The following is a 22,549-nucleotide window of genomic DNA, read 5'->3' on the forward strand; positions in this document are numbered from 1 at the left end:
TTAGTAATACGTGGATTGAATCAAAACGTTCCAGGATAACCACCACCATCGAGCAAAATGTTTTGCCCGTTGATGTAACCCGCATGTTCGCTACATAGAAATGCGCAAGTCGCGCCAAACTCTTGGCGCGTACCGAAACGTTTGGCCGGATTGGCCGAACGACGTGCAGCACTGACTTCTTCTACCGTCCGCCCGCTCGCTTCTGCGGCAGCGGAGAAGATAGCCGCCAACCTGTCGGTCTCGAAAGGACCGGGTAATAAATTATTGATCGTCACATTGCGCGCAACTGTCTTGCGCGCCAAGCCAGCGACAAAACCGGTCAAACCAGAACGTGCGCCATTAGACAAACCCAGACTATCTATCGGTGCCTTCACTGCACTCGACGTAATGTTGATAATGCGACCAAAGCCACGCGCCATCATGCCATCCACCGTTGCTTTGATCAGCTCTATCGGCGTCAGCATGTTTGCATCGAGCGCCGCGATCCAATCGTCACGACTCCAATCACGGAAGTCACCAGTCGGCGGGCCTGCTGCATTCGTCACCAGAATATCGGGTTGCGGACAAACCGCCAGCACCTGTGCGCGTCCTTCGGCAGTCGTGATGTCACAAGCGACGATGGTAATCATGCTGCTGGAAATTGCACGGATTTCACTCGCAGTTGCCTGCAAGACTTCCAGATTGCGCGCCACCAGCGTGACATTCACACCTTCTGCCGCCAGCGCTTCAGCACAACCACGTCCCAAGCCGCGACTCGCGCCGCATACCAATGCGGATTTTCCTCGTATGCCTAAATCCATCGCTGATTCCTACGCTCGTTTTTTAGATAAGACATAAATACCGCACAAGACCAAAGCAGTACCCGCCAGTTGTATGCCGGTAATCGGTTCATCGAGTATCAGTGCCGCTAAAAATAAAATGGACACTGGACCTATCATGCCGGCTTGCGACGCCGTTGCCGCGCCTATGCGATCGACCGCAATCATCGTCAGGAACACCGGCATCACTGTACAGAAGAAACCATTAATCATGGACAAGCCGTATACCGCCATCGGCTGTATCAAGGCCGAGGCCGGACGCAGGATAAAGAATTGCGCGATGCAAGCCACGCTGGAGACGCACATCGCATACGCCACCAGACGCAATGCGCCGACACGCTTGACCAGTTCACCCGATCCCAGCAAATAGATCGCGTATGCAATCGCGCTGCCCAAGACCAGCAGGCTGCCAAGCACAACATTGGAACCACCGATACGAACATCGTGCACAAATACCAGCACCGTACCGAGATAAGAAATGCCCAGCGCCGCCCATTCAAGCCCGGTAATCTTTCGCTTCATGACAAAAATGGAGATCAGCAACACAAAAGATGGCGTCAAAAACAGAATCAGGCGTTCCAGCCCGACGGAGATATATTGCAATGCGAGGAAATCGAGAAAGCTGGAGAGGTAATAGCCGAGCAAACCCAATACGGCGATCTTTCCTTTCTCACTGCGCGTCAGCGGCACCGCTGTGCGTCCCTTCCAGATGCCAATGACGATAAAAAACGGGAGAGAAAATATCATGCGAAAAGCAATCAGCGTCACCGCATCCACACCGTAGCGGTATATCAGTTTGGCAACGATTGCTTTGGTCGAAAATAGAATCGCGCCCAAGAGCGCGATCATCAGACCGATGAGGAAATGTTTACGTTCGGAAGGAATAGAAGTGAAATCGGCCATGCCATGATTGTAAAGGCTAAGCGGATTACAGGTTGGACGCTGCCAAAATCATCGTTTCAAGCACGTTCAGTTCGCACCGATGATGGCGCGAACCGATAAATAGACATTAGAACAAATGCCCGAGCTTGGCAGCCTTGGTAGTCAGATAACGCTCATTAAATGGATTGCGTGTAATCACCAGCGGTACGCGTTCCACCACTTTGACGCCAAGTTGCTCCATCGCCGTGATCTTGCGTGGATTATTCGTCATCAAGCGCAGCGTCGAAATCTTCAGATGCTGCAGCATAGGTTTGCACAGTTTGTAATTGCGTTGATCCGGCTTGAAGCCCAGCGCTTCATTTGCCTCAACCGTATCTGCGCCGGCATCCTGCAATTGATAAGCACGGATTTTATTGACGAGGCCGATGCCACGTCCTTCCTGACGCAGATAAAACAAGGCGCCCCGCCCTTCTTCAGCGATTTTCTGCAATGCAGCTTCCAGTTGCGGACCGCAATCGCAACGCAGGCTGAACAAGCCGTCGCCGGTCAGACATTCCGAATGGATGCGCGACAAAACCGGCTCGCCATTAGAGACATCACCCAGCGTGATCGCAACATGTTCCTTGCCGGTGGCAGGTTCAACAAATGCGTGCAGGCGAAAGGTCGCCCACGGCGTCGGCAATTCGCACGACGCAGCGTAATCCAGTTCAACTTCAGAAGAAACTGCCGCTTCAACTGCGGCACTAGGGGTAAGACTTGTATTCATGAGTAAGGGATTCAATCAACCAGCAAATACAGACAATACCGACCATCGGCATTGTCTGTATTAAATGCTCAGAAGACGAAGGATATCAGGCTGCGAGCAATTCGTTTATTGCATCGCTGGTTTTGGCTTGCGCTTTTTGCACGCCTTCCGCGCCCATTGCGATTCCTTCGCTCTGAATAAAGGTCACATCGGTCAGACCAATAAAGCCTAACACCGCACGCAAATAGGTGCTGGTGAAGTCCATTACCTTGGCTGGACCTTCACTATAGACACCACCGCTAGCGGTAAAAATATAGACTTTTTTACCCGTCAACAGGCCAACCGGGCCTTTTTCCGTGTATGTGAAGGTGACGCCAGCGCGGGCAACGTGGTCGATCCAGGCTTTCAGACCAGATGTAATAGAGAAATTGTACATTGGAGCGCCTATGACGATCACGTCTGCATCAAACAGCTCCTGCACCAGGGTTTCCGACAATTTGGCGATTTGCGCCTGTTCTGCACTACGGTTTTCCGCTGGTGTAAAGAACGCGCCTAGTGTCTGGCCATCAATATGTGGCAAAGGCTGGGCCGCTACGTCGCGTTCAACGACAACTGCATTTGGCTCCTTGGCCTTCCATTTGTTGATGAATTCGGCAGTAGCCTTGCGGGAGATCGAATCGCCGTTACGTATGCTGCTGTTGATGTTGAGGATCTTGGTCATGATAAAACTCGCTTTCTTGTCAGGTTGAGTCGTCGGCGCGTCTATCAACGTGCTTTTCGACATGTTTTTTGCTAAATCAGGACTACTGATTTGTTGCACTCATCGTAGAACAGGATTAGCATCAAGAAAACCCACATTGTTTAGCTAATTAGAATCGATATTTTCGATATGAGAGAACCCGGCCTACCCACACTGGATCAATTGCGCGTATTCGTCGCCGTGATCGACTGCGGCAGCTTTTCTCGCGCTGCGCGCGAATTGCACCGCACCCAATCCGTTGTCAGTTACACCATAGCCAATCTGGAAGCACAGTTGAATGTCGCGCTGTTTGACCGTAGTAAGCGCAAACCAACATTGACTGAAGCAGGCAAAGCGCTACTGGCCGACGCCCGTACAGTAGGGATGAAAGTCGATGCGATGCGCGCGCGCGCCAAGACACTGGCGCAAGGTCTGGAGGCTGAAGTGTCGCTGGTGGTCGACGTGATGTTCCCGAATTGCCGGCTAGTCACTGCCTTAAAGGCATTTCAGCAAGAGTTCCCTACGGTAGGCCTGCGATTGCGCATCGAAGCGCTAGGCGCAGTCATGCATCTGGTGAGCGAACGCGTATGCCAGATCGGCATCACCGGCCCCATGCTGGATTTTGCTGATACCTTCCACCATCAGCAATTGGGGCATATCACGATGATTCCGGTCGCCGCGCCTACGCATCCGCTGGCACAGATAGAAGGCGTCATCCCAACCGAAGTCGCACGCGATCACATCCAGTTGGTGCTGACCGATCGCAGTCAATTGACTGCCGGACAGAATTTTGGCGTGATCGCCCTACGCGATTGGCGACTCGGCGACCTTGGTGCCAAACACATGCTGCTGCTGAACGGTTTGGGCTGGGGCTCGATGCCGGAAGAGATCGTCAAAGCCGATCTGGAGAATGGGCGCCTGGTTCATCTCAAGTTTGCACACATGATCAGTGGGCAATATACCTTGCACATGATCAATCGCGTGGATGAAGCACCGGGTGTGGCGGGGCGTTGGTTGATGCAGTATTTGCTGGATCAAGCGTCAGAGGCTTGATTTACTTGACTCGCCGTATTTGCATCGAACAAATACGGCGAGTCACATCTTTTTACTTGCCCTTGAAAATCGAGCCCAGCACGCCGCGGATAATCGCCCGTCCCGCACTCGATCCCATCGTCCGCACCGCCGATTTCACCATCGTCGTCGCAATACTATCGCCACGACCACTCTTACTGAACAAACCACCCAAGGCATCGGTAAGCATCCCGCCACTTCCCGCGTCAGCACCTTTGGTCGCTGCTGTTCCTTGTGGCGTATTTTCTGCCACGCGCGCTTTGATCATTTCGTAAGCAGATTCGCGATCAACTGCCTTCTCATACACGCCAGCAACCACCGAACTCGCAATCAATGTGGAACGCTCGGCATCCGTAATCGGACCTATCTGCGATGGCGGCGGCAAGACATAACCGCGTTCAACGATGGTTGGGCGCCCCTTTGCATCAAGGAAAGAAACCAGCGCTTCTCCCACTCCCAATTCGGTAATCACTTGCACGATATCCAGCGCAGGGTTCGGACGGAAGGTTTGCGCCGCCGCTTGTACTGCTTTTTGATCGCGCGGTGTATAGGCACGCAAGGCATGCTGCACGCGGTTACCGAGCTGGCCAAGTACGGTATCTGGGATGTCCAATGGATTTTGCGTCACGAAGTAGACGCCTACGCCTTTCGAGCGTATCAGGCGCACCACTTGTTCGATTTTTTGCAGCAAAGGCTTGGGTGCTTCACTGAACAACAAATGCGCTTCGTCGAAAAAGAAGACTAGCTTAGGCTTGTCCAGATCGCCGACTTCCGGCAAATGCTCAAATAATTCGGACAGCATCCACAGCAAGAAGGTGGAGTACAGCAAAGGCGCATTCATCAACTTATCTGCAGCAAGGATATTTACTACCCCCTTGCCTTTAGCATCGGTTTGCAACAAATCTTCGATATTGAGCATAGGCTCACCAAAGAATTTATCACCACCTTGCTCGTCAACACCGATCAAGCCACGTTGAATCGCACCGATACTGGCGCTGGAGATATTGCCGTATTCAGTCTGGAAGGAAGATGCGTTGTCACCAACGTACTGCAACATCGCGCGCAAATCCTTGGTATCGAGCAATAACATGCCTTGATCGTCGGCAATCTTGAACACCAGCTGCAATACGCCTTGCTGGGTATCGTTCAAATTCAACATGCGCGCCAACAACAAGGGACCGAGATCGGAAATCGTTGCGCGGACCGGATGCCCTTTTTCGCCATAAACGTCCCAGAACGTGACCGGCACCCCTGCCCACGTCGGCTCAGTCAGTTCCAGCATCGCAAAACGCTCTTTGACCTTGCCGACGGAAGCGCCCGCCTTGGCAATACCGGACAAGTCGCCTTTGACGTCGGCCATGAAAACCGGCACGCCTATATCGGACAAAGCCTGTGCCAAAGTCTGCAAGGTCACGGTTTTACCCGTACCGGTGGCGCCCGTAATACAACCATGCCGATTGGCAAGCTCAGGCAGCAAACTTAATTCATGGTCTTTGTTTTTAGCAATCAGCAGAGGATTTGGCATGTTCTTGTCCAAAGTAGGAGGGGTTTGCAGCAAAAGCGATATGGTAAAATCCGCGCTTCATTATAGCTAACTCATCGGGAAAGATTCGTCATGGCAGGACATAGTAAATGGGCCAATATTCAGCATCGTAAGGGCCGTCAAGACGAAAGACGAGGCAAAATCTGGACCCGCCTGATCAAAGAGATCACGGTGGCAGCACGTATGGGCGGCGGCGACGTCGCAGCCAACCCGCGTTTACGTCTGGCAGTCGACAAGGCAGCCGATGCCAATATGCCGAAAGACAATGTCACGCGCGCGATCCAACGCGGCAGCGGCGGTCTGGAAGGCGTCAATTACGAAGAAATCCGTTACGAAGGCTACGGCATCAACGGCGCAGCCATACTAGTCGACTGCATGACCGACAATCGGGTACGCACAGTGGCTGAAGTACGTCACGCGTTCTCCAAGTTCGGCGGCAATATGGGGACCGAAGGCTCGGTCGCTTTCATGTTCAAGCATTGCGGCCAGTTTTTCTTTGCGCCGGGTACCGATGAAGACAAATTGATGGAAGCAGCGCTGGAAGCTGGCGCCGATGATGTCACTACGGATGAAGAAGGCGGCATAGAAGTTATTTGCCCACCTCACGATTTTTCCACAGTCAAAGACAAACTGGCCGCAGCCGGCTTCAAGGCTGAACTGGCAGAAGTCGTGATGAAACCGGCGACCGAAACCGTGTTCCAGGGCGACGATGCGATCAAGATGCAGAAATTACTGGATGCACTGGAAAATCTCGACGACGTACAAGAGATTTATACGAACGCAGTGATCGAAGAGTAATGCACAGTTTTTAAAAACGGACTGGCTCCGTTTTAAATGACGATATGAAATCAGTCGAAGCGCAGCAAGACACCAAGATAACCAGCTACATCACACACATGTTGATGCGGCAATTTTAAAAAGTAATGAACCACATGAAAATTCTGGTAGTCGGCTCAGGCGGCCGCGAACACGCTCTGGCTTGGAAATTGGCGCAATCCGAACGGATTCAAACCATCTATGTTGCACCTGGTAACGGTGGCACTGCGCTGGACGACAGACTGAAAAACATTGCGATCACCGATCCGCAAGAGTTGGCGCAATTCGCCCAGCAGGAAAATATCGCGCTGACCGTGGTCGGCCCGGAAACGCCGCTGGCGGCTGGCATCGTGAATATCTTCCGCAACCAAGGTTTGAAGATTTTTGGCCCAACCAAGGAAGCAGCACAGCTCGAAAGCTCCAAGGATTTCGCTAAATCGTTCATGCAACGCCATGCGATCCCGACTGCGGAATATCAAACCTTCTCCGAAGTAAATGCAGCGCACGATTACATCAACCTCAAAGGCGCACCTATTGTCATCAAGGCCGATGGCTTGGCGGCTGGTAAAGGTGTAGTCGTTGCGATGTCGCTGGATGAAGCGCACCACGCAGTCGACATGATGCTGTCCGACAACAAGCTCGGCGATGCCGGCGCACGTGTCGTGATTGAAGAATTCCTCGCCGGCGAAGAAGCCAGCTTCATCGTCATGGTCGATGGCAAAAACATTTTGGCGCTGGCCACCAGTCAGGATCACAAACGTCTGCTCGACCACGACGAAGGCCCAAATACCGGCGGCATGGGTGCTTACTCACCTGCGCCTATCGTCACGCCAGCGCTGCATGCACGCGTCATGCGCGAAATTATTCAACCTACCGTGCAAGGCATGGCCAAGGATGGCATTCCATTCTCCGGCTTCCTGTATGCAGGTCTGATGATCGACGACAAAGGTAATCCTAAGACTTTGGAATTCAACTGCCGCATGGGTGATCCGGAAACACAACCGATCATGGCGCGTCTGAAAACCGATCTGGTCGGCGTAATGGAACACGCGGTCAACGGCACGCTGGATACGATAGAACTGGAATGGGACCGTCGTACCGCGCTGGGCGTAGTGTTGGCAGCAGCGGGTTACCCTGATGCACCGCGCAAAGGCGACGTCATCACCGGCATCCCGGCAGAAACTGCAGATAGCGTCACCTTCCACGCTGGCACTACATTGAATAACGATCAGTTGACCACCACTGGCGGTCGCGTCTTGTGTGTAGTCGGCCTCGGCGACAGTGTCAAAGTCGCACAAAAGAAAGCCTACGACACTATCGACAGCATCCATTTTGACGGCGCACAATTCCGCCGCGATATCGGCTGGCGCGCACTGAAACGCTCTTAATACCAAGTGATGTCGTGTAGTTATTCCCGTACAAGCGGGAATAACTGCTCTTCCTTCATTAATAACGATGGGCTGCGGCGCATATGCGCGCAAGGTACAATCCGCCCACAACCTTTTTACCGCTCGCATAGTGACTTCTTCCCTTCCCTCGTCTTCCTCCGTCAAAGATTATTTGCTTGGTCTGCAGGCGCGCATCGTCGCTGCGCTGGAAGAAGTCGACGGCAAAGCCTTCGGCACCGATAGCTGGGAACGTCCGGAAGGCGGCGGCGGTATCTCGCGCATTATTGAAAACGGCAATGTGTTCGAACGTGGCGGCGTTGGCTTCTCGCATGTCATGGGCAAGAATCTGCCGCCATCGGCTGCAGCTAACCGTCCCGAAATCGCTGGCCGCAATTGGGAAGCGATGGGCGTGTCATTAGTGCTGCATCCGCGCAATCCATACGCACCGACGGTACACATGAATGTGCGCTTCTTTACGGCGACGGCAGAAGGTCATGAACCTATCTGGTGGTTTGGCGGCGGTATGGATTTGACACCGTATTATGGCTTTGAAGAAGATGCGCGGCATTTTCATCAAACCTGTCGCGATGCACTGCAACCGTTTGGTGATGATGTGCATCCGCGCTACAAGAAATGGTGTGACGATTATTTTTATCTTAAACATCGGCAAGAACCGCGCGGCGTAGGCGGAATCTTCTTCGATGATCTGAATGAATTCAGCTTCGAGCAATGCTTCGCCTTGCAACAAAGCGTAGGCGATCATTTCATTGCATCATATGTGCCTATCTTAAAACGTCGTAAAGATACGCCTTATGGCGAACGTGAACGCGACTTCCAAACCTACCGACGCGGACGTTATGTCGAGTTCAATTTGGTCTTCGATCGCGGCACCCTGTTTGGTCTGCAATCGGGCGGTCGCACCGAATCTATACTGATGTCGATGCCACCAGTGGTAACATGGCGCTACAATTGGCAGCCAGAAGTCGGCAGCCCGGAAGCAAAACTGACTTCCGACTTCCTGATTCATCGCGATTGGGTCTGAATGAAGACCAGCGAACAAGCCGTCACGCGTTGCGTGGCCATACTCGGCGGCAGTTTCGACCCGGTACATAACGGCCATGTTGCCCTGGCGAATTACTTTGTCGAATTGCTGAAACCGGACGAATTACGCATCATTCCCGCCGGAAATCCATGGCAAAAGCATGGTTTACAGGCATCCGGCAAAGATAGAGTAGCGATGGTGCGTAGTGCGTTCAGCACACAAAAAACCGCCGTCAGCATCGATCAGCAAGAAATCCTGCGTGACAGCGCAACCTATACCATCGACACCTTGCGCGCGGTCCGGGAAGAGTTGGGACCGCATGTTTCCATCATTTTTCTGATGGGGGCTGACCAGTTACAGCATCTGAATACATGGCAGGAATGGCAACACATGTTTGACTATGCGCATATATGTGCCGCCTCGCGCCCAGGTTTTGCGATGGATGCAGCGCATGTACCAGCCGACGTGACGCAGGAATTCACACGGCGCGCAGCAACAATGGAACAAATACGCAATACCGCGCAAGGCTTGGCTTATCTTGCGCCGAATTTGGCAGTCGATATTTCTGCCACTGAAATCCGCGCAGCGCTGCAACGCGGAAAACACCCGATTTCGCTAGTGCCTCCCGGGGTGCTAGACTATATTGAACAACATCACCTATATAAAAGCTAATGGACATCAAAAAACTGCAAGCCCTGGTAATCGACGCACTCGAAGACGTCAAAGCACAGGATATCAAGGTGTTCGATACCGTACATCTGACCAGCCTGTTTGACCGTATCGCCGTTGCATCTGGTACCTCCAACCGCCAAACCAAGGCGCTGGCAGCATCCGTGCGCGACAAGGTTAAAGAAAACGGCGGCACCGTTCTCAGCGTCGAAGGTGAAGACACCGGCGAATGGGTACTGGTCGATCTGGGCGACATGATCGTCCACATCATGCAACCAGCTATTCGTGCTTACTACCGCCTGGAAGAAATCTGGGGCGAGAAAGAAGTCAAATTCGGCGCAGCGAAACGTCTTTCGACACGCATCACACCAGACGACGATGCACCGAAAAAAGCAACCGGTCGTCATTTGAGCGCAAGCCAAACCACACTGGACGACGACGAGCCGAAGAAACCTGCGCGCAAAACTGCCGCAAGCAAAACCACGGCCACCAAAACAGCTGCGAAAAAAGCACCTGCCAAGAAAGCTGTCGGCAAAACCATCAAGGTAAAAGCAACCAAAACTGCAGAAGCTTACAAAAAAGCAGCACCCAAGAAAGCGCCTGCCAAAAAAGTAGCCAGCAAGACGCGCGCACCGGCGAAGCCAAAAGCCAAGCCTGCCGAGTAATCGGACGCGCCCATGCAGCTCGTCATCGCTGCGGTTGGTCACAAGATGCCCGCCTGGATAGAAAGCGGGTTCGGCGAGTATGCCAAACGCATGCCGCCCGACTGCCGCATTCTCCTGAAGGAAATCAAACCAGTCGAACGGTCCGGCAGCAAAACTGCCGAGACCGCGATGGCACTGGAACGTGCAAAGATAGAAGCTGCCATTCCCAAGGGCGCACGCATCATCGCGCTGGATGAACACGGCAAGGACCTCACCTCCGTGCAACTGGCACAGCAACTGACGCAATGGCAGCAGGATGGCGGCGATGTTGCCTTCATCATCGGCGGCGCAGATGGTCTAGATGCCGATTTCAAGAAAAAAGCAGATATGCTGATCCGCGTATCCAGTCTGACTCTGCCGCACGGCATGGTGCGCGTACTATTGGCCGAGCAACTCTATCGTGCCTGGTCCATCACGCAGAACCATCCTTATCATCGGGTGTAACGACCTTATGAAACCTCCTCCGCAAAAAATCTATCTCGCCTCCAAAAGCCCGCGCCGACGCGAGCTATTACGGCAAATAGGTATCGAATTCGAATTACTTTTACTACGCGACCAAACCCCGCGCGGGCCCGAAGTCAGTGAAATCGTCCTGCCTAACGAACGCGCAGAAGATTACGTCGCACGCGTAACGCTGGAAAAAGCTGCCTTCGCGCAAAAAACCATGTGGTGGCGCAAGCTACCGGCACGACCGATACTTGCAGCCGATACGACCGTCGTGCTCGACGGCCATATACTCGGCAAACCAGCCGACGAAGCAGAAGCCATCGCCATGATGCGCTCGCTATCAGGTCGCACGCATCAAGTACTCACGCATATCGCCGTCCTGCACGACGATAAAATTTATCAAATGACGCAACGCTCCGATGTCGCTTTCACTGCGCTATCGGATCACACCATTCGTGCCTACTGCGCTACATCTGAACCGTATGACAAAGCAGGCGGTTACGGCATACAAGGTCAGGCTGCACTCTTCATTCAAGACATCGCAGGCAGTTATTCAGGCATCATGGGGCTGCCGCTATTTGAAACCGGAAAATTATTGGAACAGGCTGGGATGCGTATTCTATGAGTGAAGATATTCTCGTCAACGTCACACCGCAAGAAACCCGCGTCGCACTCGTATTGCAAGGTGCAGTACAAGAGCTGCATATTGAGCGCACGCTGTCGCGCGGCATGGCCGGCAATATTTATCTAGGCAAAGTCGTACGCGTCTTGCCTGGTATGCAATCGGCCTTCATCGACATCGGCCTGGAGCGTGCTGCCTTTCTGCACGTCGCCGATATCTGGGATGCGCGTTCGCACGAAGGGCCGCCGACCACGCCGACGCCGATTGAACGCATGCTGTTCGATGGCCAGGCAGTGACCGTGCAAGTCATCAAGGACCCGATAGGCACCAAGGGTGCGCGACTGTCGACACAGATTTCCATCGCCGGACGCATGCTGGTGTATCTGCCGCAAGAATCGCATATCGGCATTTCGCAACGCATAGAAAACGAAGCCGAACGCGAGCTGTTGCGCGAAAAAGTACAAAAGCTGATGCAGCCTGAGGAAAAAGGCGGCTTCATCATACGCACCATGGCAGAAGATGCGTCGGATAGCGATTTACAAGCCGACGTCGAATATCTGCGCAAAACATGGGCCAATATTACTCAACTCGCGAAGACCAAACCTGCACCTAGCTTGCTGTATCAAGATCTTGATCTGGCGCAACGTGTGATGCGCGATTTCGTCAATGACGAAACCGCCAGCATCCAGGTCGACTCGCGTGAAAATTATCTCAAACTGCAACAGTTCGGCGAGTTGTATACGCCTTCCGTTCTGACCAAGCTGGCGCATTATCCAGGTGAACGTCCGCTGTTTGATTTGTACGGTGTGGAAGAAGAAATTCAACGCGCACTGGGGCGCCGTGTCGATTTGAAATCAGGCGGCTATCTGATCGTCGACCAAACCGAAGCAATGACGACTATCGACGTCAACACTGGCAGCTTCGTCAACGGCCGCAACTTCGACGACACGATTTTCAAGACCAATCTGGAAGCATCGCACGCCATCGCACGCCAATTACGTTTACGTAATCTGGGTGGCATCATGATTCTCGATTTCATCGATATGGAAAACACCGAGCATAGAAGCGCTGTGCTGAGCGAATTGAACAAGGCGCTGTCGCGTGATCGCACCAAGGTTTCCGTTTCAGGATTTTCTGCTCTCGGTCTGGTAGAAATGACGCGCAAACGTACGCGTGAATCGCTGGCACATATTCTGTGTGAGCCCTGCCCTGCTTGCAGCGGCAAAGGCCAAGTCAAAACAGCACGCACGATTTGCTATGAAATCCTGCGTGAATTGACGCGTGAAGCGAAGCAGTTCAACCCGCGTGAATTCCGCATCTTGGCTTCGCAAGTCGTCATCGATATGTTCCTCGAAGAAGAGTCGCAACATCTGGCGATGCTGGGCGACTTCCTCGGCAAGCCGATTTCACTGCAAGTGGAAACGGTTTATCACCAGGAACAGTACGACGTTATCCTGATGTAGTTCTGCCTGGATTGCAGCCATAAAAAAACGGAGTCATGTGCGCATGACTCCGTTTTTATTTGTACCAGCGAATACCTTATTCTTTCCAGTAATCGGCAATCCACGGCGCCTTGCGTACAAAACGCAGAGCGCGATTACGTCTTCCTTCCAATGCATCTGGTGGATTCACTTCACCGTGGAAGATCACGATCTTGGTATCAGCCGGTACAAACGGCTCACGCCAGTAATTAGTCGGCCAGGCGGGAATGCAATGATATTTATAGCTGCAGCACCACGATGCCGGCCAGTAGCTAAGCTTGCCCTGCTTGTGCAAGACATCCGACAAGAATGCCTGCTCATTACGAAAGGCCTTGCGCGCTTCGACGCCTGTCGTGCGGAACTCTTGCAAAACATCTGCATGCGCACCCAATTTGAAACGATAGACCGATGAATTACCAGTCACACGCCAAGGCCGCTTCCAGTCATGGATGATCAGAAATTCACCCGGCTGCTCAAAGAAGGCATCAATCTTGTCGGTGATCACGACATCGACATCGAGAAACAGCGCCGTACCGGTCAAGCCATGCAGATCCGCTTCAAAGGTCGTCAGTTTTTTCCAGCCACGCTCAGGCAAACCGTCTGGCAATTTCAAATCCGGGATAGGAAAACATTCAACTTCGGAACGAATCCCGCTGCCATCATCGGTCAGACAGACAAAACGGAAGTTCCCGCTCAAATTGCGGCGAACCATCGCGTACAGGCGATTGACGTATTCCGGGCCGTATTTGGTGCCCCATTTCATGCACAGGATGACGCGGTCTGCCGCTTTACTTCCCACATTGACGTTTTCTGTCATTCATTTTCTCCAGCGCACAGCGCGTGATACAGATTTCATTTACAAAAAAATCGAGTCGCTACGCATACATCGAAACACAGAAGTTACGACATATAATGCCGTACGAATCCGAACAGAACGCAAATCGACAAGATTTGACGCCTGAAGGATAGTGCCGTCGCAGCAAAATATGCAATTACGGCATCTTAAAGTGATTCAATGCCGCTTTCCAGCGATAGATCAAAGATCGATGCTTTTTCAGCGCTCTCTGAGAATTACATGGCACTACCAGCAATAAATGCACCAGAACTCATACAATCTGCTCATACAATCTGATTTACCGCTTGTACGGTACTCATTAAATTAAGACTAGTGCAGACCATGCGCCCCACTCATTCCGAAACAAATACCACTGTTGCCGATGTCACCGTCATCGTCGTCACCTATAACAGCGCGCATTGCATGGCGGGGCTGGGACAGACGCTGTCGGCATTGCCGCATGTCGTCATTGTCGATAACGACAGCAACGATGACACTATCGCGCAAATAGCGATCGAAATGCCAAATGCCCAGGTATTGCGCAATGACCGCAATCTCGGTTTTGGTGCTGCAAATAATCGCGCGCTGGAACAAACGCAGACACGCTATGCATTGCTGCTCAATCCGGATTGCCTGCCGACTCCCGATTTCCTGCAAAATCTGCTGGCAACCGCAGATGCATATCCTGAAGCTGCCATCATCGCACCGCATTTGATACGTCGTGGCGGTGATGTCGAAGTCAGCTATCGCTGGCCGGTAACACACTGGACCTCCAACGGTCCTGCAGCAGATGGACCTTGCTGCGTTGGCTTCGTCTGTGGTGCCGTCATGTTGTTGAATATGGAAGTCATGCGCGACATCGGCTTTTTTGATGAAACCTTCTTCCTGTATTACGAAGATGAAGACTTGTGTCAGCGTGTCTTCATGCAAAACAAGGAAATCATCGTTGCTCCCAATGTCGCAGTCACGCACCTATCGCGCGGCTCAGTCAAGGGAGCGCATCCGTGGCGCGCTGAATTCGGCCGCGGCTACCATCATGCACAATCAAAACTGATTTTCACCGGCAAGCATTTCGGCCCCGAGCATGTTGCCGCATTGCGCTCGAAGACGATGGGATTGGCAATACTCACTCTGTTGCCAAGATTGTTGCTGCCATTCCCGCGCTATTTATCTCGCCTGATTGGCCGTATCTGCGGCTTGTTTACATACAAACCCAAGCAGTAACGTTAGATGTGGATCAGCTCACACTGATCCACATTTTCAAAATGCGTCTTTGGCAAATTGCAGATGGTAGAGATTCGCGTACACGCCATTTTTCTCCAGCAATTCTTGATGCGAACCCAGTTCGACTATCTGACCTTCGGCCAATACTGCGATACGGTCCGCGCGCTCAATCGTTGACAGACGATGTGCAATAACCAAAGTAGTACGGCCCTTCATCAATTCATCCAGTGCTGCTTGCACTGCGCGCTCTGATTCAGAATCCAGCGCAGATGTCGCCTCATCCAAAATCAGGATAGGCGCATCTTTGTAAATCGCACGTGCAATCGCCAGACGCTGACGCTGACCACCAGACAAGCGCGATCCGTTATCGCCTATCATGGTTTCCAGCCCGCCAGGCAAACCGGCAATCACTTCATCCAGATGCGCCGCAGTAGCGGCCGCCAGAATACGTGCGCGGTCTGGTGTTTCGTCGCCATAGGAAATATTTGCAGCTATCGTGTCGTCAAACAAAACCACATGCTGACTAACCATCGCGATTTGCTTACGCAAGCTGGTCAAGGCAATGTCTTCTACCGATACACCATCCAATTGAAGCTCACCGGCCGTCGCCGCATAAAATCCTGGCACCAAATTGACTAATGTCGATTTACCGCCACCAGACATACCAACGAACGCAATCGTCTCACCTGGCATGATGCTCAGATTGATATTTGTCAGCGCCAATGTTTGATGACCTGGATACGAGAAACCGAGATTTACAAAATCAAGTCGACCAGCTGCACGTTGCGTCAGGTCACGTCCCGAAGTACGTTCAGGTTTGGCATCTATCAAGTGAAATACCGCTTCAGCCGCGGTCAAACCGCGCTGTAGAGGGCCGTTTACTTCTGCAACACTCTTCAGCGGTGCCAACAACATCAGCATCGCTGTTATGAAGGAAACAAAACCGCCGACGGTAGTCTGATTATTACCGGACTGGATCAAAGCAATCACGATCACAACTGCAACCGCAGTGGATGCCATGATTTGGGTCACTGGTGTGGTCAATGCCAGGGCACTCGCCATCCGCATCGTGTAGCCGCGAAGTTTATCGGCACGTTCCTCGAATCGCTTGCTTTCGTACTGTTGGCCACCAAAAATCTTGATGACCTGATTGGCACGCGTTGTTTCTTCTATGACTTGCGTCATCTCGCCATTGACCATCTGGTAATCACGCGTCAATCGGCGTAGTCGCCGACCACTTGCCCGTACCACGATGGCAATCAAGGGTAACAAAATCAGCGTAATCAGGGTCAAGCGCCAGTTCAGCCAAAACAGGAAAGACAGCAGAACCACGACTGTCAGTGAATCGCGAATAATAGAGCTATAGACCTTGGTGATCATTTCAACGATTTGCTGCACTTCAAACATCATCGAGTTGATGACCCGACCAACTGAATGCGTCGCATAGAATCCCAACGGCACGTCCAGCATGCGTTCAAACATTTGCTTGCGTAATACGGTAAGCAGACGCGACGAGACCCAGGTCATCATATAGGTCGTGGTGAATGTAGAGATGCCGCGCAAGACAAAAATACCGACGATAGCGAATGGCACCAGCCACAACGAGAATGTCGGTTTGCCGCCAAAGCCTTTATCTAGCAAGACCCGCAACACGGCCGGGAGCATAGGTTCGGTCAGCGCCGTCATGATCATGCCGACAAATGCAATCGCCAGACGCTTCTTGTACGGCCCCAGCATGCCGTACAGACGTTTTAAATGAGGAGAAATTGTCATCAGCTCATATCTCCATAATGATGGTCCTGCTTACGATATGCATGTCGGTTGATACCGGCTAGCGGAATCGCCAGCAGCACCATGAACGCAATGCCAAACAAGGCATCACGCAAAATGGCATTGACCAGGCCGCCAAACATGATGGCCACACCAATGGTGAACAAACGCACACCGTTTTCCCCACCGATTCTGACTGCCACGATCAGTTGCGTCAGCCATATCCATAACAGTGCTGCCACCCCGATCACGCCAATCTCGGCGGTGTACAACAGATAATCGTTATGCGGCGTTGCCATGCTTTCGCTCTCCAAGCCTTTTGCTTTTTCCGGATACTTGACGGCCCAGGTGCCGATGCCGCTGCCAACTACCGGATGCTCTTCGATGATCTCACTGGTAAGACGATACATCTCCAGACGTATGCCATCAGCACTGACCTTGCCACCATCAACAAAAGCTTTGATGTCATGCGCCGTACCGACCAGACGTTCGCGAAAACCGCTTGCGGTTTGCCACGCAACACCAATCACGGCGACGGTACCGATCAACAGCAATACACTGCGCCATGAAAATGTCATGTAGCGCAACACCACCAAGGCACAACCGAAAACGAAGATCAAACTGCCGGTACGGGTTTTAGCCAAGAACAACAAGGCAGCGGCGATGTACAGAAAAGCCACGATACGCAGCAGTTTATGATCACGCTTCGCACAAATTTCATTCAGCATCCAGCCGCCAGCGATACCCAACAAGATGCCCAGCAAGATGGATTTGTTGCCCGCGTAATCAATGTAGTTCTGGAACAGAGTCCATTTCGGCAGCAATTGCAAACGGCTCAGATAAAACAAGGTCGCCGCCAACACTGCACCTGTGAAAAAAACATTCAGCGCACGTTGTTGCCAACGCCCTGCTCCCACACTGATGAACACGAGTAGAAACAGGTAAATCTGGTAATGCATGAATGCCTTCCAGAATCCGACTGGTCTATCCAGAAACAATCCCGCACCACAAGTCACTACCAGCAAACCCATCACCGGCAAAAACATCGGACTATCCTTGATTGCCTGCCATTTATCCCCGTAATGTCCGCCCAGCAGCCATGCCAGCAGGAACAATGTAATACCGGTATAACCAATCCCTATTGGAAAAAACAAGGTGATGGGCAATAGCGAGAGTATGAATTGTGCTTTCGTTTCGTTTGAATTGAATAAATTCATACGATCAGTCATAGGCGATCTGTACATTTTTTTCCGAATATAAATCGATTAATTTTTGTTTTATGTTGTCGTCCGGATTGATGCGCCATTGCTCCGCAAAACATAGTTCCGACATACCTTTTGGATTTTGATACTGAATAACCACCGGGCTACCGTCTGCGCGCGCAGCAGAGCGCAAGGTTGCCATGAGTACACTCACGTCAACCGACGCCTGCAAAGACAGGCGCACGCATTTTGCATACTGTATGCGCACAGCAGCGATATCCATTACCTTCTCTGCCGTAATCCGCAAACCACCGGAGAAGCGATCTTCCGAGACTTTGCCCGATACCGCGAGGAATTCATCTTCCTTGAACAAATTGCGATTGGCGTCATACACCTCGTTGTAGACCGTCACATCCACCGTCGCGCTACCATCATCTAACGTAACAATCACGATGCGGCCGCGCTGCGTCATCTGCGTACGCAAACCGGAAATCACGCCAGCAATCGTGCGTGGCTCGCGCGAAGGCTCCAGGCTGCTCAACTTCGCACGCGCAAAGCGACGCGCTTCTTCTGCATAGGCATTGAATAAATGTCCTGACAGATAAAAACCGAGCGCGGCTTTTTCTTCAGTGAGTTTTTGCTTGTCGCTCCATGGCGACACTTTCACATATTCCGGTGGTGTTTCCAGGTCGCTGTCATCGCCGCAAAACAGGCTGACCTGATTCGCTGCAGCTTCAGCCTGCTCCGCACACTCCATTGCAAAAGCAACCGATGCCAGCAAAATAGCGCGATCAACATTGAAGCAATCGAAAGCACCAGCGCGTATCAGCGAATCGATAGTGCGACGATTGATCTGACGCTTATCGACACGCTTGCAAAAATCGAACAAGTCGACAAACGGTTTTTCCTTGCGTGCTTCTACTACTGCATCAATCGCACCCTTGCCTGAACCTTTGACTGCGCCCAAACCATAACGGATTTGTGTTGCCTTCTTGCCCGGCACGCCAACCGGTGTGAAACGGTAATCCGATTGATTAATATCTGGCGGCAGCAAAGTCAGACCGCAGATATCAATCGCATCTTCGACCAAGATCTTGATCTTGTCGGTATCGTCCATCGCCAGCGACAAGTTGGCTGCCATGAACGCGGCCGGGTGATGTGCTTTTAAATATGCAGTGTGATACGACAACAAGGCGTAAGCAGCAGCATGCGATTTATTAAAACCGTAGCCGGCAAACTTTTCCATCAAGTCGAAGATTTCATCGGCTTTTTCTGCCGACAAATCATTCTTCGCAGCGCCGGCACGGAACAACTCGCGATGCTGCGCCATCTCTTCGGCTTTTTTCTTACCCATCGCACGACGCAACAAATCCGCGCCGCCCAACGAGTAACCACCGATGACCTGCGCCATCTGCATAACCTGCTCCTGATAAACCATGATGCCGTAGGTTTCAGACAGAATGGCTTCAGTACGCGGATCAGGATATTCAAAACGTTCGCCGTGCTTGCGTCGGCAGAAATCTGGAATCAGATCCATAGGACCCGGGCGGTACAAAGCCACCAGCGCAATAATGTCTTCAAAGCGATCGGGACGCGCGTCCTTCAGCATGCCTTGCATGCCGCGACTTTCCAGCTGGAAGACCGCGACCGTCTTCGCCTTGGTCAGCAACTCATACGAAGGTCTATCGTTGAGCGGTAATTTTTCCAGCGCGAAATCGGCCAGCGCCGGATCGAGATCCTTGATGTAACGCACGGCACGATCAAGAATCGTCAGCGTGGTCAAACCCAAAAAGTCGAACTTCACCAGACCGACGGCTTCAACGTCATCTTTATCGTATTGCGATACCACGCCGGCATCACCACCCTGCGTGTAGAGCGGACAGAAGTCAGTCAGCTTGCCCGGTGCAATCAACACGCCACCAGCATGCATACCGATGTTACGGGCGATGCCTTCCACTTTTTGTGCCAACTCCAGCAACTGCTTCACTTCTTCTTCATTCTCAAGGCGTTCCGCCAACAGCGGTTCTTCCTTGATCGCATCAGAGATCGTGACCAGTTTGCCCGGCTTGAATGGGATCAGCTTGGAAATACCATCGCAGAAGTTGTAGCCGAAATCCAGCACACGACCAACGTCACGCACCGCACCTTTAGCCGCCATCGTACCGAAGGTCGCAATCTGCGATACCGCATCCTTGCCGTATTGATCCTTCACATACTGAATGACGCGATCGCGCCCTTCCTGGCAAAAATCGATATCGAAATCGGGCATCGAAACCCGCTCAGGATTCAGGAAGCGCTCGAACAGCAAGTTGTATTGCAGCGGATCCAGATCGGTAATCAATAATGAATACGCAACCAGCGAGCCTGCACCTGAACCACGGCCCGGACCAACCGGCACGCCGTTATTTTTTGCCCATTTGATAAAGTCCGCCACGATCAGGAAGTAACCGGGGAAACCCATGTGGATGATCGTATCGGTCTCGAACTTCAAACGCGCCTGATAACGCTCGCGGTTTTTCTCACGCGCGGCCGGATCAGGATAAAGATGTTCAAGACGTTGATCCAGTCCACGCTGCGCTTCCTTGACGAGGAATTCATCGATGGAAGAGCCATCCGGCGTCGGGAAATTCGGCAGCTTAGGCTTACCCAGTTCCAACACCAGATTACAGCGCTTGGCAATCTCGACTGAATTCTGCAAAGCATGCGGCATGTCGGCGAACAGTTCCGCCATTTCCGCCTGCGTCTTGAATCGTTGCTGAATATTAAAGCGCTTGATACGGCGCGGATTGGCAAGAATTTCGCCTTCGGAAATACAGGTACGCGCTTCATGCGCGGTAAATTCATCCTGTCCCAAAAATTGCACGGGATGTGTTGCCACCAAAGGCAAATTCAATTTTGCTGCCAGCACCGATGCCTGACGCACGTGGGCATCCATATTCGGCTGCTCGGCACGTTGCACTTCTATATAAAAATGTCCGGGGAAAACTTCGGCCCAACGGCGTGCGCAACGTTCGGCGCCAGCCAGATTGCCGTTATCAATCGCCATGCCGACATCGCCGAAATGCGCGCCAGACAGAACGATCAAACCATTAGGGCCACCCTCGGCAGCAAGTTGCTCTAACCATTCAGGACGAATCTCGGCACGACCGCGATGTAAATTGGTCAACCATGCTTTGGACAACAATTCGCATAATTGCAGGTAACCGGTCTTGTTCTTGACCAGCAGCAACAAACGCGATGGCTTGTCACGGTCGTTATCATTCGTGATCCAGACATCGCAACCAATGATGGGCTTGATGCCGTTGGAACGGGCTTCTTTATAAAATTTGACCATCCCGAACAGATTGGCCAGATCGGTAATGGCCAGCGCGGGCTGCATATCGGCAGCCGCTGCCTGGATCACATCATCGATGCGAATCAGGCCATCGACAATCGAATATTCGGAATGGAGGCGGAGATGAGTAAATTGCGGAGAAATCATGGCCGTATTCTACCGCGACCACCCCTTCGATCAGACATTTCAGCATTCCTAAACGTGAAGTTTATAATGTCGACTTATTCCTGCCTTGCCTCTTCCTGCCGTTGACGATTGCACATCGTCAGCCATGGCACAGCATGCAAGGCATCAGCCACAAAATATTGCTCAAATCACAAGGGCAATCACCTTCAAGAAACACGCAAGCATGCAAGCTACATCGTCATTCGTTAATATCGCCGCCTACAAATTCATCAGCTTTGATGACACGGCGGAGAAGCGTCCGGAATTTCTCGCCAAATGCGACGAACTGTCGCTAAAAGGCACCATCCTGCTCAGTCCGGAAGGCATCAATCTGTTTTTGGCAGGTAAGCGTGTCGACATCGATAACTTCCTCGCTTGGGTACGTGCCGATGCGCGCTTCACCGATCTGGAAGTAAAAGAAAGTTTTTCCGACGACCAACCGTTCAAATACATGCTGGTCAAGCTCAAGCGTGAAATCATCACGATGAAGCACCCATTGATCAAACCGGAAGAAGGTCGCGCACCTGCGGTCGAACCACTCACGCTCAAACGCTGGCTGGATCAGGGTCACGACGATGATGGCAAGCCTGTCGTCATGATGGATACCCGCAATGCGTTTGAAGTTGATGTCGGCACTTTCGACAACACCATCGATTACCGCATCGACAAATTCAGCGAATTCCCTGATATCGTGGCGCAGCACAAAGATGAGTTGGCAGATAAAACCATCGTCACCTTCTGCACCGGCGGTATCCGCTGCGAGAAGGCAGCTATCCATATGAAGAACGTTGGCTTCGGCAGCGTGTATCAACTCGATGGCGGCATCCTCAAATATTTTGAAGATGTAGGTGGCGATCATTACACTGGCGACTGTTTTGTATTTGATCACCGCACCGCCTTGAATCCGCGCCTGGAACCCAGTCTGCCGACAACATGTACCGCTTGCAACGCGACCGTATCACCGCGCGAGCAACTGGCACCGGAATTTGTCGATGGCAGCTCGTGTCCGCATTGCGCAAAATAATTTTTAGGAACGTATAGGCACCGCCCAT

Annotated in this window: 20 protein-coding genes; 11 read left to right on the forward strand and 9 right to left on the reverse strand. The window is 52.2% G+C overall.

Translation table 11 applies throughout. The features are described from left to right. Positions 1 to 20: 20 nt before the first annotated feature. The 4 genes from AC07N2_RS01195 to AC07N2_RS01210 all read right to left on the reverse strand — a co-directional run bounded on the left by AC07N2_RS01195 (position 21) and on the right by AC07N2_RS01210 (position 3,166). A complete protein-coding gene (locus tag AC07N2_RS01195) occupies positions 21 to 800 on the reverse strand; it encodes an SDR family oxidoreductase (protein WP_494776646.1) in 780 nt (259 codons plus the stop codon). Between the two features lie 9 nt (positions 801 to 809). Beyond that, positions 810 to 1,721, reverse strand: a complete 912-nt coding sequence (locus AC07N2_RS01200; RefSeq protein ID WP_494776647.1) for a DMT family transporter — start codon at positions 1,719 to 1,721, stop codon at positions 810 to 812. A gap of 106 nt (positions 1,722 to 1,827) precedes the next feature. Continuing rightward, positions 1,828 to 2,466: a GTP cyclohydrolase II gene (gene ribA / locus AC07N2_RS01205; RefSeq protein ID WP_494776648.1), complete on the reverse strand. Its 639-nt coding sequence runs from the start codon at positions 2,464 to 2,466 to the stop codon at positions 1,828 to 1,830. 85 nt (positions 2,467 to 2,551) lie between these two features. Continuing rightward, entirely contained in the window at positions 2,552 to 3,166 is a 615-nt protein-coding gene (locus AC07N2_RS01210) for an FMN-dependent NADH-azoreductase (RefSeq protein WP_494778090.1), read from the reverse strand. A 168-nt stretch (positions 3,167 to 3,334) separates the two neighbouring features. Here AC07N2_RS01210 and AC07N2_RS01215 point away from each other — a divergent pair, with 168 nt between their 5' ends. Continuing rightward, entirely contained in the window at positions 3,335 to 4,237 is a 903-nt protein-coding gene (locus tag AC07N2_RS01215; protein ID WP_494776649.1) for a LysR family transcriptional regulator, read from the forward strand. A gap of 52 nt (positions 4,238 to 4,289) precedes the next feature. Here AC07N2_RS01215 and AC07N2_RS01220 read toward each other — a convergent pair whose 3' ends face one another. Further along, on the reverse strand, positions 4,290 to 5,780 hold the full coding sequence (locus AC07N2_RS01220) for a helicase HerA-like C-terminal domain-containing protein (RefSeq protein WP_494776650.1): 1,491 nt from the start codon (positions 5,778 to 5,780) through the stop codon (positions 4,290 to 4,292). Positions 5,781 to 5,870: 90 nt separating this feature from the next. On the opposite strand from AC07N2_RS01220, the gene AC07N2_RS01225 reads away from it, so the two are divergent. The 8 genes from AC07N2_RS01225 (at position 5,871) to rng (ending at position 12,949) form a co-directional block, all read left to right on the forward strand. Further along, complete coding sequence (locus AC07N2_RS01225; protein WP_494776651.1) at positions 5,871 to 6,596, forward strand: YebC/PmpR family DNA-binding transcriptional regulator; 726 nt, start codon at positions 5,871 to 5,873, stop codon at positions 6,594 to 6,596. 134 nt (positions 6,597 to 6,730) lie between these two features. Continuing rightward, entirely contained in the window at positions 6,731 to 8,002 is a 1,272-nt protein-coding gene (purD, locus tag AC07N2_RS01230) for a phosphoribosylamine--glycine ligase (protein WP_494776652.1), read from the forward strand. Positions 8,003 to 8,069: 67 nt separating this feature from the next. After that, positions 8,070 to 9,044: an oxygen-dependent coproporphyrinogen oxidase gene (hemF, locus tag AC07N2_RS01235; RefSeq protein WP_494776653.1), complete on the forward strand. Its 975-nt coding sequence runs from the start codon at positions 8,070 to 8,072 to the stop codon at positions 9,042 to 9,044. Further along, a complete protein-coding gene (locus AC07N2_RS01240) occupies positions 9,045 to 9,716 on the forward strand; it encodes a nicotinate-nucleotide adenylyltransferase (RefSeq protein WP_494776654.1) in 672 nt (223 codons plus the stop codon). Beyond that, positions 9,716 to 10,378 carry a ribosome silencing factor gene (gene rsfS, locus AC07N2_RS01245; protein ID WP_076592318.1) on the forward strand — a complete coding sequence of 221 codons (663 nt, stop codon included), beginning with the start codon at positions 9,716 to 9,718 and terminating at the stop codon, positions 10,376 to 10,378. The genes AC07N2_RS01240 and rsfS overlap by 1 nt, the downstream gene beginning before the upstream one ends. A gap of 12 nt (positions 10,379 to 10,390) precedes the next feature. Next, positions 10,391 to 10,861 (forward strand): 23S rRNA (pseudouridine(1915)-N(3))-methyltransferase RlmH, encoded by a 471-nt coding sequence (rlmH, locus tag AC07N2_RS01250; protein ID WP_076592319.1) that lies wholly within the window; start codon positions 10,391 to 10,393, stop codon positions 10,859 to 10,861. Positions 10,862 to 10,868: 7 nt separating this feature from the next. Beyond that, entirely contained in the window at positions 10,869 to 11,489 is a 621-nt protein-coding gene (locus tag AC07N2_RS01255) for a Maf family protein (RefSeq protein WP_494776655.1), read from the forward strand. Continuing rightward, complete coding sequence (gene rng, locus AC07N2_RS01260) at positions 11,486 to 12,949, forward strand: ribonuclease G (RefSeq protein WP_076592321.1); 1,464 nt, start codon at positions 11,486 to 11,488, stop codon at positions 12,947 to 12,949. The genes AC07N2_RS01255 and rng overlap by 4 nt, the downstream gene beginning before the upstream one ends. Positions 12,950 to 13,025: 76 nt before the next feature. Here rng and AC07N2_RS01265 read toward each other — a convergent pair whose 3' ends face one another. Then, positions 13,026 to 13,784: a glycosyltransferase gene (locus AC07N2_RS01265; protein WP_494776656.1), complete on the reverse strand. Its 759-nt coding sequence runs from the start codon at positions 13,782 to 13,784 to the stop codon at positions 13,026 to 13,028. Between the two features lie 360 nt (positions 13,785 to 14,144). Between AC07N2_RS01265 and AC07N2_RS01270 the strand changes: the two genes are divergently transcribed. Continuing rightward, a complete protein-coding gene (locus AC07N2_RS01270) occupies positions 14,145 to 15,026 on the forward strand; it encodes a glycosyltransferase family 2 protein (RefSeq protein ID WP_494776657.1) in 882 nt (293 codons plus the stop codon). A gap of 36 nt (positions 15,027 to 15,062) precedes the next feature. Here the strand turns inward: AC07N2_RS01270 and msbA are convergent, their stop codons facing one another. From msbA to dnaE, 3 genes are read right to left on the reverse strand one after another with little or no spacing between them, the layout of a single operon-like run. Next, positions 15,063 to 16,799: a lipid A export permease/ATP-binding protein MsbA gene (msbA, locus tag AC07N2_RS01275; RefSeq protein WP_494776658.1), complete on the reverse strand. Its 1,737-nt coding sequence runs from the start codon at positions 16,797 to 16,799 to the stop codon at positions 15,063 to 15,065. Then, positions 16,799 to 18,013, reverse strand: a complete 1,215-nt coding sequence (locus AC07N2_RS01280; RefSeq protein WP_494776659.1) for an O-antigen ligase family protein — start codon at positions 18,011 to 18,013, stop codon at positions 16,799 to 16,801. The genes msbA and AC07N2_RS01280 overlap by 1 nt, the downstream gene beginning before the upstream one ends. Before the next feature lie 4 nt (positions 18,014 to 18,017). Then, positions 18,018 to 21,479 (reverse strand): DNA polymerase III subunit alpha, encoded by a 3,462-nt coding sequence (gene dnaE / locus AC07N2_RS01285; RefSeq protein WP_494776660.1) that lies wholly within the window; start codon positions 21,477 to 21,479, stop codon positions 18,018 to 18,020. 202 nt (positions 21,480 to 21,681) lie between these two features. On the opposite strand from dnaE, the gene AC07N2_RS01290 reads away from it, so the two are divergent. Next, entirely contained in the window at positions 21,682 to 22,521 is an 840-nt protein-coding gene (locus AC07N2_RS01290; RefSeq protein ID WP_494776661.1) for a sulfurtransferase, read from the forward strand. Positions 22,522 to 22,549 lie beyond the last annotated feature (28 nt).

This window comes from Herminiimonas sp. GW821-FHT09C12 (assembly GCF_059416385.1).